The sequence below is a fragment of the Pseudomonas sp. TMW22091 genome, from assembly GCF_022496705.1.
Taxonomy (GTDB): domain Bacteria; phylum Pseudomonadota; class Gammaproteobacteria; order Pseudomonadales; family Pseudomonadaceae; genus Aquipseudomonas; species Aquipseudomonas saxonica.
On the sequence record NZ_SCFI01000010.1, the window covers coordinates 1 to 25,819 of the forward strand.

The following is a 25,819-nucleotide window of genomic DNA, read 5'->3' on the forward strand; positions in this document are numbered from 1 at the left end:
ACCTTGACCTTGACCTTGACCTTGACCTTGACCTTGACCTTGACCTTGACCTTGACCTTGACCTTGACCTTGACCTTGACCTTGACCTTGACCTTGACCTTGACCTTGACCTTGACCTTGACCTTGACCTTGATCTTGATCTGCAGCCCCGTCGGGAGGCCGAGTGGAGGTTCTGCGCAGTGGGTCGACCGGCATGGATGCCGGGAGAGCTGCGATCGGGCCATGGATGGCCCGTCGCAGCGTGCCCACGGAGCGGGACCGGAGCGAGGGAACTTGAGCGCAGCGAAAGCCGTACGCAGGGGCAAGGCCTTTTTGGGTACTTTTGTGGCTGTTTGACAAAAGTGCCTCGCTGTAAAAGCGAAACCTTTAGTTCAGCTAGACACATTTAATGGATATGTACTCGAAGCTTTTAATTGGCCTGCGTGCATATCCATTTGATGTATTAAATCTTTCTACGGGTTCCGCCCTTACGGCGGCTCACTTTTGGCAAACAGCCCCAAAAGTAAGCAAAAGGTCCTTGCCCCTGCGTACGGCCCTCGCTTCGCTCAGGTGTCCCTCACTCCGGTCCCGCTCCGTGGGCACGCTGCGACGGGCCATCCATGGCCCGATCGCAGCTCTCCCGGCATCCATGCCGGTCGACCCACTCCGCGAAACCTCCACTCGGCCTCCCGACGGGGCGGCAGATCAACATCAAAAGCCAGATCAAAAGCAGATCAAAAGCAGATCACAACCTTGCTGGCGAGGAACGAGGGTTGCGATCGGTTTGGTGCGCCACTGCTTAGTTGACCTGCATTTGCGGGCGGTGTTTGACACGACGTTTGATAAAGACAGCAATCACAATCAGCACCAATGCCAGCACTGTGAAGAAGATGGTATTGAACCAAGGGAACGGTTCTTCGCGGCTGGTGGTGGCTTCAATCGACGTCACGTTAGGGAACACCGAGAAAATCTTGATGCGCCAGCCGTAATAACGAATCAGCGCCAATTGCTCGGCATCACGGGAATAACCCTGAGCCTTGGCCTGAATGTCAGCCGAGTCGAACTTGAAGTACCAAGGGAACGACCAGCCCGTGTCTTCGTTGCGGTACACCATGACTTTTTTGGTCACCGGGTCTTCGGTGTTGATGAAGTACACATCCCGAGTCGGCCCGTCGGCCGGGTTTTCTGCGTTGATGACGCCATTGTGATCGACCCGTTTGACTTCAACTCCCGTCACCATCACGACATCGTGTTGAGGAAGAAAGTAAAACAGCCCAAGCCCGACAGCGCCCACTGCTAGCAGGACCACGCCCAGAATGATGCCCTTGAGCCATTTCATGCCATCACCACGTACATATCGAAATTTCCTGATTACTGATAATTGAACTCATCGCGCCGAATTCGGTAGCGGGCACTTTGCCCAACGCTGCGTTTGGACGCGCAGGGTGACCAGACGGCAGACCGCCCAAATCCCGGCGGATCTTATCGCAGCCTGTGCCAGCGACTACAAGTTCCGGGTATGTCTCCTACATAATTTGTATCAGTTTAGGGGGCTTTGGACGGTTCAGTGCACGATTTGCGCAAGAAACGCCTTGGCCCGCGGGCTTTTCGGTGCGTTGAAAAACGCTTCGGGGGGGGAGTCTTCGATAATCATGCCGCCATCAAGGAACAACACCCGCTCCGCCACTTGCCGGGCAAAGCCCATTTCGTGGGTCACGCACAACATGGTCATGCCGCTGCCAGCCAGTTTGACCATCACGTCCAGTACTTCGCTGACCATTTCCGGGTCCAGCGCCGAGGTCGGCTCGTCAAACAGCATGATTTTTGGCTCCATGCACAGGGCGCGGGCAATGGCCACGCGCTGTTGCTGGCCGCCAGAGAGCTGACTCGGGTACTTGTGTGCCTGGCTGGCAATACCGACTTTATTGAGAAAGTGATCAGCCAGTTCTATGGCCTTTTTGCGCGACAGCCCACGCACTGACATGGGCGCCAGGATGCAGTTGTCGAGCACGCTCATGTGGGGGAACAGGTTGAAGTGCTGAAACACCATGCCAATTTCGCTGCGCACGTGTGCCGCTTCACGGTTGGTCTGCGACAGATCCGTGTTGTTGACCAGAATGCGACCTTTTTCAGCAATTTCCAGCCGGTTGATACAGCGGATCAGTGTCGACTTACCCGACCCTGACGGGCCGCAGAGCACGATTCGTTCGCCTTCATGCACTTTAAGGTCGATGCCCTTAAGCACATGAAAGGCGCTGTAGTACTTGTTCAGGCCTGCAATATCCACCACGACCTTGCGGCTGTCAGTGACCAGAGACACGGGGTTATGAACGTAAGCGGGTTGAGCCTGCATGGTGCGTCTCCAATGATCAGTAAAAGCGCTCGGCGCTGTAAGGCGTCGGGTCAGTGAACGGGTATTCGCCGGTCATCATTTCGGCCAGCAGACGGCCACTTATCGGGCCCAGGGTCAAACCGTGGTGGGCGTGACCAAAGTTGAACCACAGGCCTTTATGCCGGCTGCCTGGGCCAATCACCGGGCACATGTCCGGCAGGCATGGACGGCGGCCCAGCCACGGTTGTGCATCCACGCGTTCGCCCAGCGGGTACAAGTGACGGGCCCGTTCTTCGCAGCGGCGCAGCTGGATTTCATTAATCGGGTCATCACTGTCGGCAAACTCGATCCCGGTGGTCAGGCGTATACCGCCCACCATCGGTGCCAGTACATATCCGCCGACCGAATCCAGAATCGGGTGCTGCATGCGCTGGCCGTCCTTGGCTGCGTAGTGCATGTGATAGCCGCGCTTGATCGCCAATGGTATGGAGTAACCCAGCGGCTCGAAGATGTCCCGGGCTTGTGGGCCGAGCGCGACCACCACTTCATTGCCGACTATCAGCCCTTTATCGCTTTCGACCTGCCATTGCCCGGCGGTCTGGCGCAGGCTGGCGGCATTGCCGATCACAAAGGTGCCACCGCGCTGCTTGAACAATTGGGCATAGCCACGGGTGAGACCGCCCGGGTCGCTGACGGTTTTGGGGTCGAGCCAGTGAATGGCGCCGATCACATCGCTGTGCAAACCGGGTTCCAGCGCGTGCACTTGCTGTTGATTGAGCACGCACCAGTTCAGGTCGAATTCGCTCAAGGCCTGTGCATCCGCCTGGGCCTTGTCGAAGTCGGCCTGGGTGCGATAGACCTCGATCCAGCCGCTGTCCTGAATCAAATGCGTCATCCCGGCCGGCTCTGCCAGCAGGTCATGCTCACTCACGCAGCGTTCAATCAGCGGCAGCATGGCGGCGGTGGCTTTGGCCAGTCCTCGGGGGGACGAGTGTTGCCAGTAGTTCATCAGCCAGGTTGCCGCTTTGGGCAGGTGCTTGAAGCTGTAGCGCACATCCGATTGCTGATTGAGGCCGTAGCGCAGCAGTCGTGTGATCTCTCGGGGGAACGAGTAGGGGATCACGCTGGCGCGTTCGATCAGCCCGGCATTGCCGTGACTGGTGCCGCTGCCCGGCTGTGCGCGGTCTAGCAAGACCACGTTACGGCCGCGCGCCTGCAGGTGCAGCGCGGTACTGACGCCCACGATGCCGGCGCCCAGAACGAGAGTGTCACAGTGCATAGTCACTTCCTTAAAACGGTGGGCCGACGAGGCAGCCAGGCTTACTGCAAGTGGCGGCCGAGGCGGCCTTCAATCAGTTTCAGGCTGCGCCGCACGACTTCCACGATCAGTAGGTAGAGCACGGCGGCCCACAGGTACACCTGAAAGTCGAAACTGCGCGAGAAGACCATTTTGGTCACGCCCATCAAATCGTAAATGGTGACCAGGGAGGCAATGGCACTGGCCTTGATCATCAAGATCAGTTCGTTGCCCAGTGGGCCGATGGCCACCAGCAGCGATTGCGGCAGGATGATTTTGCGAAAGGTAGTCCAGCGCGACAGGTTCAATGCCTTGCAGGCTTCGCGCTGGCCTTGGGCTACCGACAGAATGCTGCCGCGCAGAATTTCAGCCTGATACGCCGCTGTATTCAGGGTGAACGCCAGCAAGGTGCAGAACCACGCATCGCGGAAAAACCACCACAAGCCAATGTCTTGCCACAACCCTTTGAATGAGCCCAGCCCGTAATACAGCAGAAACAACTGCGCCAGCAGCGGCGAGCCACGGAAGAAATACACATAGGCGCCGGTAAAATTGCGCACAAATCGATTGCTCGACAAGCGCCCCAGGGCAATCAGCAACCCGAGCAGCGCCCCCAGGGTGAATGAAATCGCTACCAGCTTGAGGGTGACCAGCATGCCGTCGATAAAACGCGGGCCGTAGCGTTCGAGCAACTCGGGGCTGAGAAAGAGGTTTTGCAGTTCCGTCAGGCTCATGGCTGCACGCTCCGTACATGGCGGTTGAAATAGCGCTCAAGAAAGGCGAACAGACGCCCCGAAATCGCTGAGAAGAACAGGTAGATGAAGCACGCCACGCTATAAAACAGCATCGGGTCTTTGGTCACGCTAACGGCCAGATTGGTTTGGCGCATCAGGTCGACCAGCGCGATGGTGGACACCAGCGACGTGTCCTTGAGCAGCGACAGCCAGTTATTCGACAGGCCGGGCAGGGCGATACGGGCCAATTGCGGCAGCACCACCTTGCGAAAGGTCGTGAACTTCGACAGGCCCAGCGCCGAGGCCGCTTCAAACTGGCCCTTGGGAATGGTTTTGAATGCCCCCAGCCAGATTTCACTGGAGAAGGCGGCAAACACCAGACTGAACGCAATCATCGCTGCGACAAAGGTATTGATCGTGAACTGCGCGTCATAGCCCATGAGCGCAAGGATTTTCTGCGCGGCGATCTGGCAGCCGTAATAAATGATCAGCAGCGTCAACAGTTCCGGCAGGCCGCGAAAGACCGTGGAAAAGGTCGTCGCCCATGCGCGCATCCAGCGATTTTTAGAGCGTGCGGCGATGGCCACGATCAGCCCCAGCGGCAAACCGATGGGCAGGCAGCTCAACGCCAGCGCAATGGTCACCAACGAGCCGGCCAGCAACGCCGAGCCCCAACCGCCACTGGCAAAGGAGAGTAATGAGAGTTGATCGAGCATGCTCGAATCCCCGGGCAAAAATGGGCCGATTTCAGCCGCTGCGCACGGTGCGTGCGCAGGGCAGAGTGAGAGGCAGGCAAGCCCTCACGCGAGGGCGGGTGACTCAGTAAATGTCGAAGTCGAAGTACTGGCTGGAAATCTTTTTATAGGTGCCATCGGCCACGATTTCGTCCAGTGCCTTGTTGAAACGCTCGCGCAGCGCGTTGTCTTGTTGGCGCACGGCAATCGCTGCGTCGGCCATGGTGCCGTCGACGTCACCAATGATTTTGCAGCAGTCCTTGCCGGTTTTATTGACCCATTCCAGCAACGGGAATTTATCGGCAATCACCACGTCGACCCGCTCGTTGGCCAGCTCGCTATTGGCCTCATCCAGGGTCGGATAGAGCTTGAGGTCGGCATCCTTGTAATGCTCTTCGGCATAGATGCTTTGCGTTGCGGCACTTTGCGCGCCCACGGTTTTACCCTTGAAGTCGGACTGGGCATCGGTGATGGACGAGTCCTTGGGTACGGCGATGGACAGCGGCGTGCGGTAATAGTGGTTGGTGAAGGCGATTTTCTTTTTGCGTTCTTCGTTGACGATCATCGACGCGACAATGGCGTCATATTTCTTGGCCATCAGCCCGGCAATGATTCCGTCCCAGTCTTGAGCCACGATCGTGCACTCGGCGTTCATGCGCTGGCACACGGCCTTGGCAATGTCGACATCGAAGCCGTGCAGGTTGTTGTCTGAGTCAACGTAGTTGAAAGGAGGGTAGGCGCCTTCCGTGGCGATTGTCAGTTTCTCGGCCTGCGCGTTGGACGCGAAAGCAGCAACCATTGCACATGCACTGGCAAAGCGAATGACGTTGTTCATCTAGCACCTCGTTTTATTGTTTTGAGCCGGGTGAGGAGGTGTAGCCCACGAACTCGTTGTGCAAGGCCGCGGTTGCCTCAAGACGTTTTTCGACGTCCGGTCCCAGTTGTTTGCAGACTTCGTTGATCAGCAGGTGCACCAGCGACAGCATGGCTGCGGTGGATTCCCAGAACAGATTGAATTCGGTGGGCACGCGAAACACTTCATCGGCGTTTTGCTCGGCCCAGTCACAGAACGTGTCGGTAATCAGCGTGACGGCAATACCGGCCTCGCGCGCCTTGCGGCATAACAGCTGGGCGTGGCGCGAATAGCGGCGGGCTTCGAACACCACCAGTGCGCAGTCCTCGGGCGGGCATAGCAGCACATCGGCGTAATGCCCGGCGGCGCCATCTACCCGTTGCACGCCATCGCGCAGGTATTGCAGCAAATGCACCATGGCGTCGGCGATGCCGCGCTCGGTCTGAAAGCCTGCGACAAATACCCTGCGTCGTGTGGCCAGGCGCTGGCTGACGGTTTGCCATTGCGGGGTCAGGCTATATTCGTAGACCTTGACCAGCGCCGCCACTTCCAGCTCAAAGCTGCGCGGCAGACCTTGGGGGCCATGACTGGACTGCTGACGGAATTCCTGCAAGCGATCACCGACCAGCCAGGGGCCATCGCCGAGGTCATCTTTAAGGTCGTTTTTGAGGTCTTTGAAATGGCTGTAGCCCAACGCCCGGCAGAAACGCCCGACACTGGACTCGCTGACACCCAGTTTGGTGGCGATGTCGGCGGCGGTCTGAAAGGGCAGCTCGTAAAGATTGGCCAGCATATAACTGGCAATCGCCCGACCCGAAGGTGCGGCGGTTGACAGGCTGCTTTCAAGGCGTTGTTTAATCGACTGGCTCACGGCTGCTTCCTGTTGTTGTATCAGCGCGTTGCAGAAAGTGAAGGTTTTCTGTCATTAAGTCAACAATTGACAGATAACTGTCACAACAGGATAGTTGGCCTCGACGTTGCACCCCGATAAAAACAATTCCATTGGAGCGCCACCATGTCCCATCCCGCCACCTCATCGCTGACCCTTGGCGAACTGACTGCCCTGTTGCAAAAGATCTTTGAACGCCACGGTACCTCTGCTGCGGTGGCACAGGTGTTGGCGGACAACTGCGCACGGGCGCAGCGCGACGGCTCCTACAGTCATGGGGTATTCCGCATTCCCGGTTATTTGTCGTCTTTGGCCAGTCACTGGGTGGATGGTCAAGCGGTGCCGGTGGTTGAGGACGTGGCGAGTGGTTTTGTGCGGGTAGACGCGGCCAATGGTTTTGCCCAGCCTGCGTTGGCGGCGGCCCGAGGGTTGCTGGTGGAAAAGGCCCGCAGTGCCGGTATTGCCGTATTGGCGATACGCAACTCCCATCACTTCGCGGCGTTATGGCCCGACGTTGAGCCGTTCGCCGAAGAGGGGCTGGTGGCGTTGAGCGTGGTTAACAGCATGACCTGCGTGGTGCCCCATGGCGCCTCCAAACCGTTATTCGGGACCAACCCGATTGCTTTTGCCGCACCGCGTGCGGGCGGCTCGCCCATCGTTTTTGATTTGGCCACCAGTGCGATTGCCCACGGCGACGTGCAAATTGCTGCGCGCAAGGGCCATGCGTTGCCTGCAGGTATGGGTGTTGATAAACACGGCGCGGCGACTGAAAACCCCAAAGAAATCCTGGACGGCGGAGCCTTACTGCCATTTGGGGGGCACAAGGGCTCGGCGCTGTCGATGATGGTGGAACTGCTGGCGGCTGCGTTGACGGGCGGCAACTTCTCGTTTGAGTTTGACTGGTCGAAACACCCTGGGGCGCAGACGCCCTGGACGGGGCAATTATTAATTGTGATCGACCCGAGCAAATCCGCGGGCAACAACTTTGCCGAGCGCAGTGCTGAACTGGTGCGTCAGATGCAGGGTGTGGGGCTTGAGCGTATGCCGGGTGATCGACGCTTTATAGAGCGGGCCAAATCCTTGAGCGACGGCATTGTGTTGGGGGAAGAAGAACTGGCCAAGTTGCGTGCGTTGGCGTGACGAGCGGCGCGGGCGCTTTTTTGGTGCTTGCTGCACTGTAATTGAACAAAAGCCCACGTTAGTGGCCCTGTTTTTTGAGGGTCTTGGGGCCCTTGTCGCAGCCCCGCTCCTTAGAAGAGCAAGAGCGTAAGCGAGCGTTTGATCTGCTTTTGATCTGGCTTTTGATCTGCTTTTGATCTGCTTTTGATCTGGCTTTTGATCTGCCGCCCCTTCGGGAGGCCGAGAGGAGGTTTCGCGGAGTGGGTCGACCGGCATGGATGCCGGGAGAGCTGCGATCGGGCCATGGATGGCCCGTCGCAGCGTGCCCACGGAGCGGGACCGGAGCGAGGGGCACCTGAGCGCAGCGAGGGCCGTACGCGGGGGCAAGGCCTTTTTGCTTACTTTTGTGGCTGTTTGACAAAAGTGAGCCGCCGTAAGGGCGGAACCCGTAGAAAGCCGTGATACACCTAATGGATATGTACGCAGGCCAATTAAAAGCTACGAGTACATATCCATTACATGCTTTTAACTGGAATAAAGGTTTCGCCCTTACGGCGAGTTCCTTTTGGCAAACAGCCGAGTGTCGGACCATCCCAAAAGGAACCAAAAGGTCCTTGCCCTACCATACGGCCGAGCTCGCCTAGGCTCGCCCGGTGCCTTCACTCCGGCACTGTTATGGGGGCACGCCGCGACGGGCCATCCTTGGCCCGATCGCGGCTGGCTCGGCGTCCTGCCTCGCCACCCCCATAACAGCACCTGCGTTCAGCCTCCTGTGATGGGCCTCAGCGTTGGCTCCCACTGTTTCGGTGGCAGCAGTGAGATTGTTCTGAAGCTAAAAGCTAAAAGCTAAAAGCTAAATTGGCACGTCTCCTGCTAGCAAATAACCCGAGTAGAAGCGGTCAGCACACATCTCACACTGTGCCGGGCATTGCTCTTGTGACTTCGGTTACACACCCGTGATACGGGTGCCTGAACCTGGCGATCAGTCGGCTCGGGAGAGTGGTCCAGCGGCCGGTTTAAACCTTTCTCCGCACCACCCCTCAAGCCTCCTGCTTCCCGGTCTTATCCGTGTAGTGCTTTTGCAGGAGCAGTGCCCATGACCCGTGCTCGAACCTCATATTGGCAAGCCTTGCCTTTAACCTTGCTGCTCACCCCTCTGGCTCAGGCCAATGACTCAATCGTGCTGCTTACCTCTTGGTATGCCCAAGCCGAGCACGGCGGTTTTTATCAGGCTGTGGCCGAAGGCCTGTATGCCAAACAGGGCTTGGACGTGTCCATCCGCATGGGCGGCCCGCAAGTCAACGGCATGCAGTTGCTGCTCAGCAAGCAGGCCGATGTCATCCTCAATTACGATCTGCAAGTGCTCAAAAGCCAAGAGCAGCAATTGCCTGTGGTCGCTGTGGCCGCCGCTTTTCAGGGCGAGCCGCAAGGCTTGATGGCGCATGCCGATGTGCAGGATTTAACTCAGCTCAAGGGTAAGCACATTCTTGTTTCAACCTCGGGGCAGCAGACTTGGTGGCCTTGGCTAAAGCAAAAATACGGCCTGGAGGAGTCACAGGCCAAACCTTATACCTTCAACTTGCAACCATTTCTGAACGATCCCAATACCGCCCAGCAAGCCTACGCCAGCTCAGAGTTGTTTCAGGGGCGCCAAGCTGATCCGGGGGCTCACTTTCTATTATTTGCTGAGGCGGGCTATCCCCCCTATGGCTCAACACTGGTGACGCGTTCCGATGTAATCGAGCAACGGCCCGAGGTCTTGCAACGCTTTATTCAGGCCTCAATGCAAGGCTGGCGCAGTTACCTGGCCAACCCGGCACCGGGTAACGCGCTGATTAAACAGGCCAACCCGAATATGAGTGATGAGTTGCTCGACTGGGGGGTGGCCACGCTTAAGCAATACCGGCTGGTTGACGGCGGTGATGCGCAAACCCAAGGCATTGGTGTGATGACCGATGCACGCTGGCAGGCCACCCGCGATTTTATGGTCGAGGCCGGTTTACTCAAGGCAGACGTTGATTGGCGCAAAGCCTATGACACGCGCTTTGTCAAAGATCTCAACGTGCTGCCCATCAGTCAGACCCAGGCCAGCCAGTAACCGATTGCCCGTGATCCGGCCTCGCAGAAGGCCTTGCCTAACAATTGAGGATTTCCCATGCTCGTCACCCAACAACCGGTACTGCGTCGTTTCTGGTATGCCCTGATGCCCGTGTCGCAACTGAACAACGGGCCGCAACCTTTCACCTTGCTCGGCGAGCGAGTGGTGCTTTTTATGGGGCAGCAAGGCCCCGTGGCGCTGGCTGACCGCTGTTGCCATCGCACCGCGCAACTGTCAAAAGGCTGGGTCGAGGACGGTGTGATTGTGTGCGGCTATCACGGCTGGCGCTACGATCAGACAGGCGCTTGTGTGTGCATCCCGCAGCAGGCCGACAATGCCCCTATCCCCGCTGGCGCCAGGACCACAGCGTTTCACTGTCAGGAAAAATACGGCTATGTGTGGGTCTGCCTCGATGAACCCTTGCAACCCATTCCTGTATTTGCAGAGGATGGCGCGCCGGCTTACCGGCGCATCTTTCAGTTTTACGAGCAATGGAAGACCAGTGCGCTGCGATTTATGGAAAACTCCTTCGATAACTCGCACTTTTCTTTTGTGCACAAAGCCAACTTCGGCATGCTTAGCCAGCCCAAACCGTCCAAATACGAGTTTGTAAAGAAAGAGTGGGGCTTTGAAGCCGAAACCATCGTGCCGATCAACAACCCCCCGGCAGGCCATCGCATTACCGGCACCGATACACCGACCACCACCCGACACCTGTTCAATCGCTGGGATCTGCCGTTTGTCCGGCGTTTCGGTTGCACCTACCCGGACAGTGGTGTGCACCACATCATCTACAACTGCGCTACGCCTATTGACGACAAAACCATTCAGTTGGTGCAGTGGTTGTATCGCAATGACAGCGAGGCCGATTGCAGCAGTGAGCAGTTGATTGCCTGGGACGCGCCGATTACCCGTGAAGACCAGGATATTCTCGAAGCCACAGATTACGATGCCTGCGTTGATACACGGCGGCGTGTGGAGTTTCATATGGAGTCCGATAAACCGGGGCTGATCATGCGCAAGATGCTCTTTGATCTGTTGCAGGCTCATGGTGAAGAGGAGCAATTCCGTGCGGCGGGGGTGCCGTTATGAACGCCGCTCTGGACCTTAATCACTCGCAACCCCCTGTGTTGCTGGCTAACCAGGTCGAAAAAACCTACAGCAACGGCACTCATGCCTTGCAACGGCTGAAATTGAGCGTGGGGCGCGGGGAGTTTGTCTCACTCCTCGGTCCCTCCGGCTGTGGCAAAAGTACCTTGTTGAAGATGTTTGCCGGGCTTGAGCAACCCAGCGCCGGGCATGTGCGTTGGTGGGGCAAGGGGGCGATCGGTCAGGCCGAAGCGGAACAAAAAATGGCGATGGTGTTTCAAGAAGCCACATTGATGCCTTGGGCGACAATTGCCGCAAATGTCGGTTTACCTTTGGTACTGAGTGGCGTGCCCAAGGCTGGCCAGGTACGGCGGGTACAAACGGCGTTGAATCGGGTTGGGCTGAAGGACTTTGCTCATGCTTATCCGCGCGAATTGTCGGGGGGAATGCAGATGCGCGCCTCGATTGCCCGTGCGCTGGTCACCGAACCGAATCTGTTGCTGATGGACGAACCCTTCGGGGCGCTCGATGAATTTACCCGTAACCGGCTCGACAGCGACCTGCGCAAATTGTGGGCCGAGCGTGATCTGACCGTGGTGTTTGTAACCCACAGCATTTATGAGGCGGTGTTTCTGTCCTCGCGGGTAGTGGTAATGGGCGCCCGGCCGGGCCGGGTGCTGGCCGATGTGGCCATTGAGGGGCCGAGTCTGCGCGACGATGCCTTTCGCATGTCCTCCGGTTTTATTACTCAGTGCGGGCGTTTGTCGGCCTTGCTGGCGCAGGCAAACGGCCAGATGGATGCTGTGGGAGGCAGTGCATATGGATACTGAAAACCCGGCGTGGCTGGCGAATCCACGCGTGCAAAAAATCCTCGCACCCTTGCTGGTAGGTGCGCTGCTGCTGGGGCTTTGGCAAGGGCTGTGTGTTGCCCTGAAAGTCCCGGTGTACTTAGTGCCGAGCCCGCTGGCCATCGGTCAGACGCTGATTCAGGACGGGCCATTATTGATGAGCGCGCTGTGGGTCACGCTGAAAATCACCTTTCTGTCCTTTGCCCTGGCAGTGGTGCTGGGTGTGGCTGCGGCGTTTGTATTTGTACAAAGCCGATGGCTTGAAGCCAGCCTGTTTCCCTACGCAATACTCTTGCAAGTTACGCCCGTGGTGGCCATCGCGCCGCTGATCATTATCTGGGTCAGCAACACCACCCTGGCGTTGGTGATTTGCGCCACGCTGGTGACCGTTTTTCCGATTATCTCCAACACGGTGCTGGGCTTGCGCAGCGTCAATCCGGGTTTGCTCAATCTGTTCAAACTCAACCGGGCAGGGCGTTGGCAGACGCTCACACGGCTGCGCATACCGAGTGCCTTACCGTACTTTTTCGGTGGTTTACGCATTGCCAGCGGGTTGGCACTGATCGGTGCTGTGGTCGCTGAGTTTGTGGCGGGCACAGGCGGTACAGGTGCCGGGCTGGCGTATCAAATTCTGCAGGCAGGGTTCCAGTTGAATATCCCGCGTCTGTTTGCGGCACTGGTTCTAATCGCGCTCACCGGTATTTTATTGTTCAGCCTGATGGCCGCATCGGCGAAGTACAGCCTCGGGCATTGGCATGAAAGTGAGCAGGGCTAACTATGACCTCAAGTGGAAATCCAATGACTGACACCAACGCGTGTTTGATTCGCAATGCTCAGCATGTGCTCACTGGGCTTCGAGGCGTCGAGGCGCGCCATGCCGGGCCGGATATTCGCGTGCAGGCCGGGCGTATTGTTGCGATGGGCGCTTTGCAGCCCTTGCCGGGGGAAACCCTTATCGATGCGCGTGATTGTGTGGTCTATCCGGCGTGGATCAACACCCATCATCATTTGTTCCAATCACTGCTCAAGGGGGAGCCGCAGGGCCTGAATCAGAGCCTGACGTCTTGGCTGGCGGCCACACCGTACCGTTTTCGTGGGGCTTTTGATGAGCACAGCTTCAGGCTTGCGGCGCGTATCGGTCTGATCGAATTGTTACGCTCCGGCTGCGCCACGGTAGCCGACCACCATTACCTGTATTACCCCGGCATGCCTTACGACAGCGCGGCGATTCTGTTTGAAGAAGCTCAGGCGGTGGGTATGCGTTTTGTGTTGTGCCGGGGTGGCGCCACCCAGACAAGGCAGTTGGAGGCCGACTTGCCGCAGGCGCTGCGTGCGGAAAAACTCGACGACTATCTGGCAGACGTCGAGCGCCTGACCTGGCTTTATCACGACCCTGCACCGGATGCGTTTCGTCGGGTGGTCATGGCCCCCACCACGGCCTTGCATTCCACCACCCCCGAAGAACTACGAGAGACAGCGCGAGTAGCGCGTGCCTTGGGTGTGCGATTGCACACACATTTATCTGAAACGGTGGACTACCTGGATGCGGCCAAGGCTAAGTTTGGCATGAGCCCGGTGCAATTCTGCGCCGAGCATGAGTGGCTGGGTTCGGATGTATGGTTTGCGCACTTGGTCAAACTGCTGCCTGATGAAATTCGATTGTTGGGGCAAACCGCAACGGGCATCGCCCACTGTCCACAGAGCAATGGGCGATTGGGTAGCGGAATTGCCGACATTGTGGCACTGGAGGCGGCTGGGGTACCGATCTCCATTGGCGTTGATGGGGCTGCGTCCAACGAGGCCGCGGATATGCAATCGGAAACCCATGCCGCGTGGCTGATGCAGCGCGCCCGCAAGGGCGAGCAGGCCAAGCCGCGCTACGCCGGTGGCACTTTCGAAGGTGGTGCCGATGCGGCGACGGTTGAAGATGTCGTGCGCTGGGGTACCGCGGGTGGCGCTCAGGTGCTGGGCTTACCTGCATTAGGGAGTCTGGCGGTGGGGCAGGCGGCGGATATTGCCCTTTACCGGTTGGACGACCCGCGTTATTTCGGCCTGCACGATCCGGCGATTGGCCCAGTAGCTTGTGGAGGACGGGCGAGTCTTAAAGCCTTGCTGATTGGAGGTCGGCAAGTGGTGACTGATGACTGCATTCCCGGGTTGGATATGGCCCAGCTTGGTCGTGAGGCTGCGCAAGCGGTGCGCGACCTGCAACGTCGCGCGGGTGTCAGACGTTAAGGTCTAAACACTTTTGTAGCCGCTGCCGAAGGCTGCGTCCGGTTGCGAAGCAACCGTAAATACGCAGTGTCGGGTTCAACTGGCACACCGGAGTGTCTGATTTTACGGCGGCTGCGCCCCGGACGCAGCCTTCGGCAGCGGCTACGAAGGGCGATGTTTACACCCGCAAGAACTGCCGGATCAAATTCGGCGTACACCCCGTCCACCGCTTCAACGCTCGACGAAAATTAGCCGGGTCGTTGAAGTTCAGCTGTTGCGCCACCGCTTCGCTGCTCAATCCCTTGATCTGGTACAGGTACAACGCCACATGTTTGCGCGCCTGATCCTGCTGCGCCTGAAAGTGAGTGCCGTGTTTGCTCAGCTTGCGCTTGAGGGTGGCCTGGCTCATCGAAAACTGTGCGGCCGCTTGTTCAAGGCTGGGGCATTGGCGGGCATTGTCGCGCAGGTACACGTACAGCCGGTCAAGCAGGCTGGCGCTGAAGCCCACATCTTGTAACTGCACCTGGGTCTGTTGCAGCGCCACGTGTCGAGCAGTCGCCGAAGCGTTGGGCCAAGGCTGCGTCAGGTATTCACGGGGGATGCGCATCATGTCCAGCTGGCTACCAAACTCGGTGTGTTCACCCAGGTGCACCCAGTACTGTTCAACATAGCGTGGCTCGGGATGGCTGAAGCTGCAGGCCCACGGCAAGCGTTCACCGCTCAACCACTGAGTCATGCTTTTGATTGCGGTCATGCTGGCTTCCAGGACGAAACGTAGGTGCGCTTGTGCGCCGCAGCTGTCGAGCCAGTACAGATAGGCATAGTGCTCATCCAGCACTAAACGCGGCGTCAGCAAGGGGCTGAGCAGGGCACGGTTATGGATAACGGTGTCCAGCGCCTGATGCAGAGTTTGCGCTTGCTGCAGGGCATGACTGGCAGGCCCGTAATGCCCCGGTAACAGGCGTTGGCCAAACAAAAAGCTGCTGTCATCAGCCGCCAGCAAGCGATGGGCATTATCGATCAAACCAAAAAACTGCTGAGGGCTAAGCCGTGTGTGACCGGCGGCGATGTCGTCGTAAAACAAGCCTGTGCCACGTAGCAGCCGATGGCTGTCGATACCCCGCGACAAGGCCAGGTCGATCAACATCGCAGGCTGGTAATGGCCGGGGATAAAACGGCTGTCGGCCTCGTACCAGCGGTTATCCGGCTTCATGCTTGCTGCCTGCGCAAGGGTTTGGCACGGGCGAGGGTCAGGTTTAACCGCTTGAGCAGCGCTTCAGGCGTTTCATTGACCGCCATCACCACGGCGGTGCTGGCCGCCAAATACAACCGCTCCCCTTGCAAGCGGGTTTTGTGCGCCAGGCCTTGTACTGCTTGTTGCAGCTCCAGTGCCAGCAAACGCGCCTGGCTTTCGCCGGTATTGGGCAGGAGCACCACAAAGCGGTCGCCCGCCAGTCGGCAGAGCAGATCATGACGGCGCAGGTTGAGCAGCACCAATTGACTGAGGGCTTGCAACACGGCGTCACCTTCAGCGTGGCCGTACTGCTGATTGATCGCACTAAAGTCGTCAATATCCAGTGCCAGCAATGACAAGGGCTGTTGCTGCTCAAGGCTTTGGGTCAGGCAATCGCTGATTTGCCGTTTGAGGTAATCAGCGCCGCCCAGCGGAGTGAGTTTGTCGAACAGGCGATGCTCGCGAAACACCCGTTCACGCTTCTCCATCTGCTGATTGATGGCTTGTTGCTCGCGGTGCCAGTGGTACAGACCAATCGTCAGCAACACCATGCCGATGGGCATTGGTCCTGACTCCAGCCAGTGATCCCAACTGATGTGCTTGGGCAGGCGGATAAACTCATCGAGCACGTCCATCCACCATGACAAAAACATACAGCTCAGGCCGAGAGCGAGGTAGTTAGTGACCCGTCCGGTGGGCCGGCTTTTAAGCACCAGTACCAGCCAGAACACCATAAACAGCGCAGTACCGCCTTCGCCGACGATGTCCAGCCATTGCCATTCATGGAAGGATTTGGCCGTACCAAAGGCCAGGGTCAGCCATAGATCGATATTGGCTGCCAGCAACAGCAGACCGAGGGTCCAGCGATGGTGTTTAAGTATGTTGAGCCAGCTCATTTTTGTTCTACCCGAACGTGGTAACGGCCAGCAGAACAGAGGTGTGTGACAACGGTGTTACAAGATGTGTAGGTCAAATCAGCTCAAGGATCATGTCGAGAAATATTTATAAGCGCCCTAAAACCGGGCGTTTGATTCTGCCTTTGACCTTGCTTTTGATCTTGATCTTGATCTTGCTTTTGATCTTGCTTTTGATCTTGATCTTGATCTGCCGACCCTTCGGGAGGCCGAGAGGAGGTTTCGCGGAGTGGGTCGACCGGCATGGATGCCGGGAGAGCTGCGATCGGGCCATGGATGGCCCGTCGCAGCGTGCCCACGGAGCGGGACCGGAGTGAGGGACACCTGAGCGCAGCGAGGGCCGTACGCGGGGGCGGAAGCGTTTTGGTTACTTTGTCATGGTCCGACACTCGGCTTTTGCAAAGTGACACGCCGTAAGGGCGTAACCCGTAGAACGTCTTGATACACCTAATGGATATGTACCTAGGCCAATTAAAAGCTACGAGTACATATCCATTGGATGCTTTTAACTGGAAGAAAGGTTTCGCCCTTACGGCGAGGTACTTTTGTCAAACAGCCACAAAAGTACCCAAAAAGTCCTTGCCCTACCATACGGCCGAGCTCGCCTAGGCTCGCCCGGTGCCAGAACGAAGGCACTGTTATGGGGGCACGCCGCGACGGGCCATCCTTGGCCCGATCGCGGCTGGCTCGGCGTCCTGCCTCGCCACCCCCATAACAGCACCTGCGTTCAGCCTCCTGTGATGGGCCCCAGTGTCGTTCCCACTGTTTCGGTGGCAGCAGTGAGATGGTTTTTAAAACCAAAAGCTAAAAGCCAAAAGCCAAAAGCCAAAAGCCAAAAGCTAAAAGCTAAAAGCTAAAAGCTAAAAGCTAAAAACCAAGCGGGGTCAAATCAGCTCATTTACCTCCAAAATCCCTTTCAAAAGCCCATTTTCAACGGGCTTGGCCAACCACTGTCACAGCTTTGTCATTCACCGACCCTAGCGTTCGCTCCCAAGTTGTCGGGCCATTTGCCCGGCCTGTCGCGGGATTTCGGGGGGAGCAAACATGTACAAGTGTCGGAGCAGAACGCAGTGGGTCGGCTTTACGTTCAGTGCAGTGGCACTGGCCATCGCCAGCGAGCGCCTGAGCGCTGCCGAGACCGCCATCGGCGCCACTGAACACGTTGAAGTAGTAGGGCAAGCCGCCAGCCTGGACAAGGCGCTCAAGCAACAACGCAACTCGGACAACATCGAAAACGTCGTACACGCCGACGGCGTTGCGCAGCTGCCAGACGCCAACGTCGCCGAGGCTGTGCAACGCTTGCCAGGCATCAGCATCGAACGCGATCAGGGCGAAGGTCGCTTCGTCAGCGTGCGGGGCCTTGGCCCCGACCTCAACAGCGTGACCATCAACGGCACGCTGGTGCCGTCACCAGAAAGCACCCGCCGCGCGGTGGCTCTGGATGTGTTGCCCTCCGAACTGGTGCAGTCGCTGTCGGTCATCAAAACCCTGACCCCGGACATGGATGCCAACTCCCTCGGCGGCACGGTCGATGTGCAAAGCCTGTCGGCTTTCGACCATGAAGGCTTGTTTTACACCGGCACAACACAGGCCAGTTATAACGATAAAAGCGCGCAAACCAGCCCTAAAGTGTCAGGGGCCATCAGTGACCGCTTCAGCCTGGGCGACGGTATCGATAACTTTGGTGTCGCTGCCGCCCTGAGTTGGAATAAACGCGACTTTCGTTCAGATAACGTCGAGACCGCCGGTGACTGGGACTTTACCGATGGCGCCCGTTTGAACAGCTTTGAGCAACGGGTCTACGACATCAGCCGCGAACGCACCGGCGGGGGGCTTAATTTCGATTACAAGCCTGACGACGACACCAGCCTGTACCTGCGCACGCTGTACAGCCGCTTCAAGGACAGCGAGACCCGCAACTCCACGGCCCTCGAATTTGCTGACCCTCAGGCCGCAGGCGAGCTGGGCGATGCCAAGGCCAAGCGCAAGCTCAAACAGCGTGAAGAAACCCAGGAAATTCAGTCTTATGTGTTCGGCGGTGAACGCAGCATGGGCCTGTGGACGCTGAGCGGGCAGGCCGGCTACAGCAAGTCCAGCGAAGACAGCCCGGGGCATATCGCCGGGGCTACGTTTAAAGGCAATTCCCGCTTCGCCGACAGCGGTTTTTATGACACTGAAAAACCGCGTCCGATCATTGGTGCGGGTTTTTACGACCCCAATAATTTCAGCCTCGACAAGGTGGATTGGGAAGAGCAAAACACTAAGGACACCGAGAAGAACATTCGCCTCGATCTGGCGCGCGATTACGACGTGCAGGGTTACGCCTCGCAGGTCAAATTCGGCGGCAAGGTCAGCCGTCGCCACAAAGACAACGACCTCAACGCCTGGGTTTATGAAGACTTCTCTGATCTGGGCTACAGCGACGATCAGCTCAATCTCAATCAGTTCGCCAAAGGCTCGGTGCACTATTCATTGGGCCAGTTCGGCCCCGGCATCAGTGGCAGTGCCATCAAGGATTTGATCGGCGGGCTGAACCGTGATGACTTCTATGACGAGCAAGAGTCGCGGGCCAATGACTTCACCATGCGCGAAGACATCAACGCGGCGTATGTGATGAACACAGTCGATATCGATGATTGGCGCTTTATCGCAGGTCTGCGCTACGAAGGCACCGAGTTCGAGGCCAAAGGCACTGGCGTGCGCAATGGTGTGTTTGAGGACGAAGACACCCAGCGTGATTACCACCATTGGTTACCGGGGCTGCATGCCCGTTACCAGTTAGCCAAAAACACCCAGGTGCGCGCTGCCTGGACCAACACCGTGGTGCGTCCGACCTTCGGCCAACTGGCACCGGGTTTTGTCATCGACGATGACGTGGCCGAGTTCGGCAACCCAAACCTAAAACCCTTGGAGTCGAGCAACTTCGATTTGGGTATCGAACACTTTATGGGCCACGCGGGCACGGTGTCGGCGTTCCTGTTTTACAAAGACATCAAGAACTTCGTTTACAACACCGATCTGGCCGGCAGCGGGGAGTGGGCGGACTTTACCGAAGCCCACAGTTACGCCAATGGCGACAGCGCCAAGCTGTACGGTCTTGAACTGGCCTATTCGCAGAAATTCGACTGGCTGCCATCGCCGTGGAACGGCGTGATCCTGGGCGCCAACACCACCTTCAGCCGCTCCAGAGCCAGTGTTGAAGGCTTTGATGCGGTGTCCGGCACCACGATCAAGCGCGATATCGACTTGCCGAGCCAGTCCAAGACCGTTGGCAACCTGATGCTCGGCTGGGAAGACGACAAGCTCAGCGTGCGCCTGTCGGCCAACTACAAGTCGGCGTACCTCTATGAACTGGCTGGAATCAACGACAAGGCTCACGACAGCCATGTCGACGCCCAGACCTTCGTCGATTTCAGCGCCCGCTACTCGCTGACCAAAGACCTGCAGATCAGCTTCGATGCGCAAAACCTTACTGACCAACCTTACTTCGTCTACAGCGGTAACCGTCGCTACAACAACCAGTACGAAGAGTACGGCCCGACCTACTCGGTGGGGCTGACGTTTACGCACTTCTGACCACATTTCCGTATCCGTATCCGTAGCAGCTGACGAGCTCTGCGAGGCTGCGGTCGGCTGCGCAGCAGTCGTAAAACCATTCAACTCGGTTCCTCAGATTCACGAACGCTTCGCGTCCGATCGCAGCCTCGCACTACTCGTCAGCTGCTACGGGCAACGACGTTCTCTAAATAATTACCAAGGCTAAATTCATGACTTTTTCGTTCAAGCGCAACCCCCGATTGCTACCCTTGCTGGCCTGTCTGAGTGCAAGCAGTGTATATGCCGACATCACCCCGCCCGCGTTGCATTCGTGGTCGCCCAGTAAAGCCCAGGCACTGAGTTATGTGCCCGGTGGCCCGGGCGATCAACGACTGGCCGTGAGCCGGCGCGATGGGGTGTTATTGCTGGATAAGCAGGGCAAAACCCTGAGCCAGATCAAGGGTTCCTTTGCCGGCCTGGACAGCCGAACTCTGGGCGATCAGGTGCTGGTGGCCAGCCAGGACAAAACCCGTCAGCAAGTGGCCCTGTTCAGCCTCAACCCTGCGACTGGCAAGTGGCAAGCACCGATGTACTTGCCGACCCGCGACTACGCGGTTAACGGGGTGTGCCTGTACCGCGACGACGCGAGCAATATTTACCTGTTCACCGTAGGCGAAGAGGGCAAGGGCGAACAATGGCTGGTGGCCGCTGATCAGCAACGTTTGAAAACCCCGCGCTTGGTGCGCAGCCTGCCGCTGCCACCCAAGGCTGAGTTCTGTCAGGTCGAGGACGGCACGCAGCAACTGTTCGTCAACGAAGAGAATGTCGGCTGGTGGGCCTATCCCGCCCACGCCGAGGCGGATGTCTCACGCTTGCCGGTGGCCATGATTGAACCGTACGGCAACCTCAAAAAGTCCGCTGCGGCGATGGCGGTAATGCCGGGCGCGATGCTGGGGCTGGATGCTGAAGCAGCGCAGCTCAATCTGTATCAGCAACAAGGCAAGCGTTGGACGCCCGTGGCCAGCCTGGCGCTCAAGGGCGTCGTCGAGCCTGAGCACCTGGCGTTGCGCCAAACTGCGCAAGGTGTGCAAGTGCTGGTGCAGGACGCCAGCAATAATCAGCTGTTTGAAGGCATGCTCGACTGGAAGGCGACGCCAGCACCAGTGGCCCCTGTGTTGCCAGTCGTCAAACCGGCCGTACAAACCGATGGAGTGTTGAGCCAGGGCGATGCGGCGGATGACCCGGCCATCTGGGTCCACCCGCAAACCCCGGCTTTGAGCCGGGTACTGGGCACCAACAAGCAGCAGGGGCTTGAGGTGTATGACCTGCAGGGTAAGCGCGTGCAGCACCTGCCGGTCGGGCGCCTGAACAATGTCGATGTGCGACCTGAGTTCAAACTCTCGGGTCACACGGTGGACTTGGCCGTAGCGACTAACCGTGATCACAACAGCTTGAGCGTGTTCAGCATCGATCGCAGTACCGGCGAGGTTAAACCGGCGGGTGAGATTGCCACCGCACTGCCGGACATCTATGGCTTGTGCCTGTTCAAGTCTCCCTCGGGCGACATTTACAGCTTTGCCAACGATAAGGACGGCACCTTTGTGCAGCACCGTCTGTTTGCCAAGGGTGATCAGGTGCAGGGCGAGCAGGTGCGCCAGTTCAACGTTGCGACCCAACCTGAAGGCTGTGTTGCAGACGATAAACATCAGCGCCTGTTCCTCGGTGAAGAAGATGTGGCGGTGTGGGCCGTGGATGCGCGTCCCGACCAGCCGGCCGAGATGACGTCGGTGATCAAGGTCGGTGATCAAGTGCATGACGATATCGAAGGCATGGGCTTGTACCAGACCGAGCATGACAACTATCTGGTGATCTCCAGTCAGGGCAACGACAGCTACGTGGTGGTCGATGCCGAGCCGCCGTTTGCCGTGCGTGGCGCGTTTCGTGTGGGTGTGAATGCCGAGGCGGGCATTGACGGTGCCTCGGAAACCGACGGTCTGGAGGTGACTTCGGCCAATCTGGGCGGGCCATGGAGCCAAGGCATGCTGGTGGTGCAGGACGGTCGCAAGCGCATGCCCGAGCAGGCCCAGAACTACAAATACATCCCCTGGAGCGAAGTGGCCAAGGCGTTGCAGTTGCCTTAATCCGGTCATCTGAATCGGTTTCAATCGATATTCATTACGACTCACCCCGCAGGAGCAACGACATGCAAGCAACCATGGAACATATGACGATCTGGGGCCTGATTACCGACGCCAGCCTGTTGGTCAAAGGTGTGATGTTGATTTTGCTGCTGGCTTCAATGGCAAGCTGGTTTTTGATTGTGCGCCGCAGCGCTATTTTGCGTCGCAGCGAGCGAGACATAGACGCCTTCACCCAGCGCATTCGGGCACCCGGCGAGTTGGGCGCGCTGTACCGCCAAAGCCGGGACAATAGCCATGTCGACGCCGGGGCCGAGCAGGTATTCAGCGCGGCCTACAGCGAATACGCCCAGCTCAAACAGCAGCCGGGCGTAGAGGCCGAAGGCGTGATGCAGGGGGTTGAACGGGCCCTGTACGTAGCCATCAGCGAACAAGAAATCCGTTTGGAAAAAGGCCTGCAATTGCTCGCCACGGTGGGCTCGGTCAGCCCCTATATCGGCCTGTTCGGCACGGTGTGGGGGATCATGAATTCTTTTATCGGTTTGTCTCAGGTGCAACAGGCCACGTTATCGACAGTCGCACCGGGCATTGCCGAAGCGCTGATTGCCACGGCCATCGGCCTGTTTGCCGCCATCCCCGCGGTCATTGCCTATAACCGCTTTTCGGCCCGTGGCCAGACTTTGCTGACCCGGTATTACAGCCTTGGAAATGAAGTGCAAATGCGCCTCTACCGCAGCTTGCATGCCGGTGCGAGAAACATGGCGGCTGCCGCTTAACCACTGGGAGTGACGACATGCTTGTTCGACCACAGCGCAAACACGGGCCCAAGGCCGAAATGAACGTAGTGCCCTACATCGACGTGATGCTGGTGTTGCTGGTGATTTTTATGGTCACCGCGCCGATGTTGACCCAAGGGGTGAAGATCGAGTTGCCGAAGGTCGCCAGCGAAGCCCTGGTCAACGACAGCCAGCAGCAGATTCTGACCTTGTCGGTCAAGGCTGAGGGCGGCTACTACTGGAATCTGGGCAGCGAGCTGGACACTAAAAACCAGACGGACAGTGCGCTCAACCTGCAAGAGCTGCAAGCGAAGATAGGCGAAGTGGTGGCACGCAAGGGTGACACTCAGGTGTATATCCGTGCAGATAACGAGGCGGGTTATGGCAGCGTGGTTAAAGCGATGGCGGCCTTGCAGCAAGGGGGCGTCACGAACCTGGGACTGGTGACCGAGGCACCGCAATGAGTACCGCGCTGATGCAGAGGGTGCCGGGGGCTAGTCTGTGGCACAACAGTCAGGCGGCAGTGGTCACGGTGGCGTTGCACAGTGCCGTGATTGCTTTTCTGGTGCTGGGCTGGAGCATGAGTCAAGACATGCCCGAGCCTGTGGTCTCCACCTTGAAAACCCGCTTGGTGATGTTGCCGGCTGAACCTGTGGCGCCAGCGCCGGTGGTGCAGCCGCCACCGGTTGAGGTGCCGGCGCCGCGGGTGCAAACCCCACCTGAAACGGTTAAACCTGCGGTAGATCCACAGATTCAGGCGCGCAAACTGGAACAGGCGGCACTGGCGCGCAAACGCATAAAGGAAGAAAAACAGGCACAGGATGAGCAGCAAAAAATCGTGCGCGAGCGCGCCGAACAAGTCGAAACACAGCGTCAGCAAGCCGTGGCCGCAGCCGCCGCGCAGCAGGCTCGTGTGGTCGCCGACAACGCCAGACGCGCGCAACAAGCCGCAGCGGCCGCCGATGTGCGCCAGTATTTGCCCATCAGCAAAGTGGCACCGGACTACCCGCAGCGGGCATTGGATAAAGGCATTCAAGGGGACTGTACGGTGGAGTACTCAGTGACTCCGCAGGGCAAGGTCGACAATCCAAAAGTCGTCGGCAATTGCCACCCCGCGTTTATCCGTCCGTCATTGGTGGCCGCAGCCACCTTCCGTTACCAGCCGCGCATGGTCGATGGCCAGGCAGTGACGGTGCCGGGGGTGCGCAATACCTTTCATTACAAGATTGAATAATGCCAACGCTCCCGGCATTGCTGCCGGGCGCATCACGGTTTAACTGCGCCCGGGCAGCATGCGTAGCAGGGTGTTGTCCTTGATCAGGTAGTGGTGAACCAGCCCGGCCAGCGCGTGCAAGCCAATCAGCCAATAGCCAATGCTGCCGCCCAGCTCATGCCAACTTTTGATTTGCTTGGCGAAGTCCGGGTCTTTGCCGGTCAGTACGGGTAGATCGAAGCCATAAAAGAACACTGACTTGTCGTTGTAGCTCAACACCAGATAGCCCAAGACCGGCATGGCGATCATGAACAGGTACAGCGCCCAGTGCATCAAGGTGGCGAGAGCCGTCTGCCAGGCGGGCGGGGTGGGGGTGATTTTCGGCGCGACGCCCAGGGTTCTGGCCAGCAGGCGCAACCACACCAGCGTAAAAACGGTGAGCCCGAGCATAAAATGCGCGTCTTTCATCAAGTTCCGACCCTCGCTGTCTTTCGGGAAAATTCCGCGAAACTCAATCGAGGCGTAGATCAGTACAAACAACAGCACCATAAACCAGTGCAAGGCGATGGAGATACGACTGTAGTGGTCGGTGGAGCTTTTCCAGGACATGGTGTTTCCTCACGGTTCAGGTCTAAGCCACCGTTCTTGTGCGACGGCGTGCCATTACTTTAAACCTGTTGCGCCATGTTGCACGTGAGATGCGTCAGTTTTCAGGGGTGCCCGGCACATTTGGCCAAAGATCGGAGACTAAAAACAAGCGTTCAGCCTCTTCCCAGTCACCGTCGCCGTTTTGAATCAGACGCACCAACAGTTGCGCCGGGGCCTGAGGGTGCAATTCGGCCAGCCAGACCGCGAGCTGTTGCTCGCTCCACACGCCTTCGGCGCCATAACGCGCCGGTGCCAGCCAGGCATGCCGGGGCAAGGGCTGCCAGCACCCGGCGGCACTTTGCCGGGTAAACGCTGGCCAATCGCTCTGGTGCAACCAACGCCCGCGCAAGTGTTGCGGGTGGACGCCGGCAGGCGGCTGCGAATGGCCGGGCCACGGGTAGAGTAAATAGCCGCCCAGCCACATATGCGCGCTGAAGGCTTGAATATCCAGCCCGGCGAGGATTTCGCGGCTTTCTGGGCGGCTCGACATGGGCAGCTGGTGCTGTGTGAAGTGCTTAAGTTTGCGCTCCAGCCGGTCATTGCTGCCGGGGCCAAGCCACTGCGCCGGGTCGCGACCATCGCCCTGTTGCGGCCCAAGGTAGAGCTTTATGGCCATTTCCAGATGGTGCACACCGTCGCGGTCTCGCAGTAAAAAGTCCAGCTCACCCAAGGTATGCCCGCCCACGCGGATCGGCAGGTTGGCGGCAATCAGTTCAACCCCGGGGGCGTGTTGCAGTGCAAAGTGCCACAGGCGCTCGTAATAACGGCCCAGACGGCGCGTGGTGGCCAGCGCCAGCCATTGCTGGAGCGGCTCACTGTGTTGATCCAGCTCACGCAGCCAGCACTCAAGTTGCTGTGGCGCTTGCACCCAGTCGCTGCCCGTCAAGGGGTGACGCTGTGGCCAAGGGGTGTGTTCGAGCATTGGCGGGGCGAGTATCACCCACGCCAGATCACGCACCTCTGGGTGACGCAGTTGATGGGGCAGAGTGAGCAAGTCGGGAAATAGGATCATGATTCGAGCATAGCTGTTTGGCATCACCCTGAGAATGTGCCTGTCAATATGGCAGCATCCAGCGGGTTATGCCTGCCACTGCAATCAAACAGCAAGCGGTCACAGGGCTGAAAGGGTTTTGTCTATCGGCGCGTTTCGCCCATAATCGCTGTTTTCGCACG

22 protein-coding genes and 1 pseudogene are annotated in these 25,819 nt (G+C 58.3%); 11 read left to right on the forward strand and 12 right to left on the reverse strand.

Translation table 11 applies throughout. The annotated features are described in order from the left end of the window. From EQV93_RS17525 to EQV93_RS17560, 8 genes and pseudogenes are all read right to left on the reverse strand, one after another. Nucleotides 1-224: pseudogene (locus EQV93_RS17525) on the reverse strand (hypothetical protein); the annotation flags it as partial. A 554-nt stretch (nt 225-778) separates the two neighbouring features. After that, complete coding sequence (locus EQV93_RS17530) at nt 779-1,318, reverse strand: DUF1523 family protein (RefSeq protein WP_240892053.1); 540 nt, start codon at nt 1,316-1,318, stop codon at nt 779-781. Nucleotides 1,319-1,543: 225 nt separating this feature from the next. Then, nucleotides 1,544-2,332 (reverse strand): amino acid ABC transporter ATP-binding protein, encoded by a 789-nt coding sequence (locus tag EQV93_RS17535; RefSeq protein WP_272492687.1) that lies wholly within the window; start codon nt 2,330-2,332, stop codon nt 1,544-1,546. 16 nt (nt 2,333-2,348) lie between these two features. Continuing rightward, entirely contained in the window at nt 2,349-3,590 is a 1,242-nt protein-coding gene (locus tag EQV93_RS17540) for an NAD(P)/FAD-dependent oxidoreductase (protein ID WP_240892054.1), read from the reverse strand. A 41-nt stretch (nt 3,591-3,631) separates the two neighbouring features. Next, nucleotides 3,632-4,342: an ABC transporter permease gene (locus tag EQV93_RS17545; protein WP_240892055.1), complete on the reverse strand. Its 711-nt coding sequence runs from the start codon at nt 4,340-4,342 to the stop codon at nt 3,632-3,634. Then, nucleotides 4,339-5,058, reverse strand: a complete 720-nt coding sequence (locus tag EQV93_RS17550) for an ABC transporter permease (RefSeq protein ID WP_240892056.1) — start codon at nt 5,056-5,058, stop codon at nt 4,339-4,341. The genes EQV93_RS17545 and EQV93_RS17550 overlap by 4 nt, the downstream gene beginning before the upstream one ends. 103 nt (nt 5,059-5,161) lie before the next feature. Further along, entirely contained in the window at nt 5,162-5,911 is a 750-nt protein-coding gene (locus EQV93_RS17555) for a transporter substrate-binding domain-containing protein (protein ID WP_122785549.1), read from the reverse strand. A 13-nt stretch (nt 5,912-5,924) separates the two neighbouring features. Next, complete coding sequence (locus EQV93_RS17560; RefSeq protein WP_122785548.1) at nt 5,925-6,800, reverse strand: MurR/RpiR family transcriptional regulator; 876 nt, start codon at nt 6,798-6,800, stop codon at nt 5,925-5,927. Nucleotides 6,801-6,944: 144 nt separating this feature from the next. On the opposite strand from EQV93_RS17560, the gene EQV93_RS17565 reads away from it, so the two are divergent. The 6 genes from EQV93_RS17565 to EQV93_RS17590 all read left to right on the forward strand — a co-directional run bounded on the left by EQV93_RS17565 (nt 6,945) and on the right by EQV93_RS17590 (nt 14,207). Then, nucleotides 6,945-7,958 (forward strand): Ldh family oxidoreductase, encoded by a 1,014-nt coding sequence (locus EQV93_RS17565; protein WP_240892057.1) that lies wholly within the window; start codon nt 6,945-6,947, stop codon nt 7,956-7,958. Between the two features lie 1,075 nt (nt 7,959-9,033). Continuing rightward, nucleotides 9,034-10,035, forward strand: coding sequence for an ABC transporter substrate-binding protein (locus EQV93_RS17570; RefSeq protein WP_122784268.1), 1,002 nt, complete (start codon nt 9,034-9,036; stop codon nt 10,033-10,035). A gap of 57 nt (nt 10,036-10,092) precedes the next feature. Then, on the forward strand, nt 10,093-11,127 hold the full coding sequence (locus EQV93_RS17575; RefSeq protein ID WP_240892058.1) for an aromatic ring-hydroxylating dioxygenase subunit alpha: 1,035 nt from the start codon (nt 10,093-10,095) through the stop codon (nt 11,125-11,127). After that, a complete protein-coding gene (locus EQV93_RS17580; protein ID WP_240892059.1) occupies nt 11,124-11,954 on the forward strand; it encodes an ABC transporter ATP-binding protein in 831 nt (276 codons plus the stop codon). The genes EQV93_RS17575 and EQV93_RS17580 overlap by 4 nt, the downstream gene beginning before the upstream one ends. Nucleotides 11,955-12,018: 64 nt before the next feature. Then, complete coding sequence (locus EQV93_RS17585; protein ID WP_336247129.1) at nt 12,019-12,747, forward strand: ABC transporter permease; 729 nt, start codon at nt 12,019-12,021, stop codon at nt 12,745-12,747. Between the two features lie 23 nt (nt 12,748-12,770). Further along, nucleotides 12,771-14,207, forward strand: a complete 1,437-nt coding sequence (locus tag EQV93_RS17590; RefSeq protein ID WP_240892061.1) for an amidohydrolase family protein — start codon at nt 12,771-12,773, stop codon at nt 14,205-14,207. Between the two features lie 157 nt (nt 14,208-14,364). Here the strand turns inward: EQV93_RS17590 and EQV93_RS17595 are convergent, their stop codons facing one another. Continuing rightward, a complete protein-coding gene (locus tag EQV93_RS17595) occupies nt 14,365-15,399 on the reverse strand; it encodes an AraC family transcriptional regulator (protein ID WP_146387395.1) in 1,035 nt (344 codons plus the stop codon). After that, nucleotides 15,396-16,316 carry a GGDEF domain-containing protein gene (locus EQV93_RS17600; RefSeq protein WP_146387396.1) on the reverse strand — a complete coding sequence of 307 codons (921 nt, stop codon included), beginning with the start codon at nt 16,314-16,316 and terminating at the stop codon, nt 15,396-15,398. The genes EQV93_RS17595 and EQV93_RS17600 overlap by 4 nt, the downstream gene beginning before the upstream one ends. A gap of 1,062 nt (nt 16,317-17,378) precedes the next feature. Here EQV93_RS17600 and EQV93_RS17605 point away from each other — a divergent pair. From EQV93_RS17605 to EQV93_RS17625, 5 genes are all read left to right on the forward strand, one after another. Beyond that, the gene (locus EQV93_RS17605) at nt 17,379-19,910 is read left to right on the forward strand and encodes a TonB-dependent receptor (RefSeq protein ID WP_240892062.1); all 2,532 of its coding nucleotides are present in this window, start codon (nt 17,379-17,381) and stop codon (nt 19,908-19,910) included. 191 nt (nt 19,911-20,101) lie between these two features. Beyond that, nucleotides 20,102-22,012 carry a phytase gene (locus tag EQV93_RS17610; RefSeq protein ID WP_240892063.1) on the forward strand — a complete coding sequence of 637 codons (1,911 nt, stop codon included), beginning with the start codon at nt 20,102-20,104 and terminating at the stop codon, nt 22,010-22,012. A 62-nt stretch (nt 22,013-22,074) separates the two neighbouring features. Continuing rightward, nucleotides 22,075-22,785: a protein TolQ gene (gene tolQ / locus EQV93_RS17615; protein WP_122782375.1), complete on the forward strand. Its 711-nt coding sequence runs from the start codon at nt 22,075-22,077 to the stop codon at nt 22,783-22,785. Between the two features lie 17 nt (nt 22,786-22,802). Beyond that, complete coding sequence (tolR, locus tag EQV93_RS17620; RefSeq protein WP_240892064.1) at nt 22,803-23,249, forward strand: protein TolR; 447 nt, start codon at nt 22,803-22,805, stop codon at nt 23,247-23,249. Further along, nucleotides 23,246-24,019, forward strand: coding sequence for an energy transducer TonB (locus tag EQV93_RS17625; protein ID WP_240892065.1), 774 nt, complete (start codon nt 23,246-23,248; stop codon nt 24,017-24,019). The genes tolR and EQV93_RS17625 overlap by 4 nt, the downstream gene beginning before the upstream one ends. 39 nt (nt 24,020-24,058) lie before the next feature. Here the strand turns inward: EQV93_RS17625 and EQV93_RS17630 are convergent, their stop codons facing one another. Next, nucleotides 24,059-24,607 carry a cytochrome b gene (locus tag EQV93_RS17630; RefSeq protein ID WP_122782378.1) on the reverse strand — a complete coding sequence of 183 codons (549 nt, stop codon included), beginning with the start codon at nt 24,605-24,607 and terminating at the stop codon, nt 24,059-24,061. Between the two features lie 94 nt (nt 24,608-24,701). Further along, on the reverse strand, nt 24,702-25,658 hold the full coding sequence (locus EQV93_RS17635) for a DUF1853 family protein (protein ID WP_240892066.1): 957 nt from the start codon (nt 25,656-25,658) through the stop codon (nt 24,702-24,704). Nucleotides 25,659-25,819 lie beyond the last annotated feature (161 nt).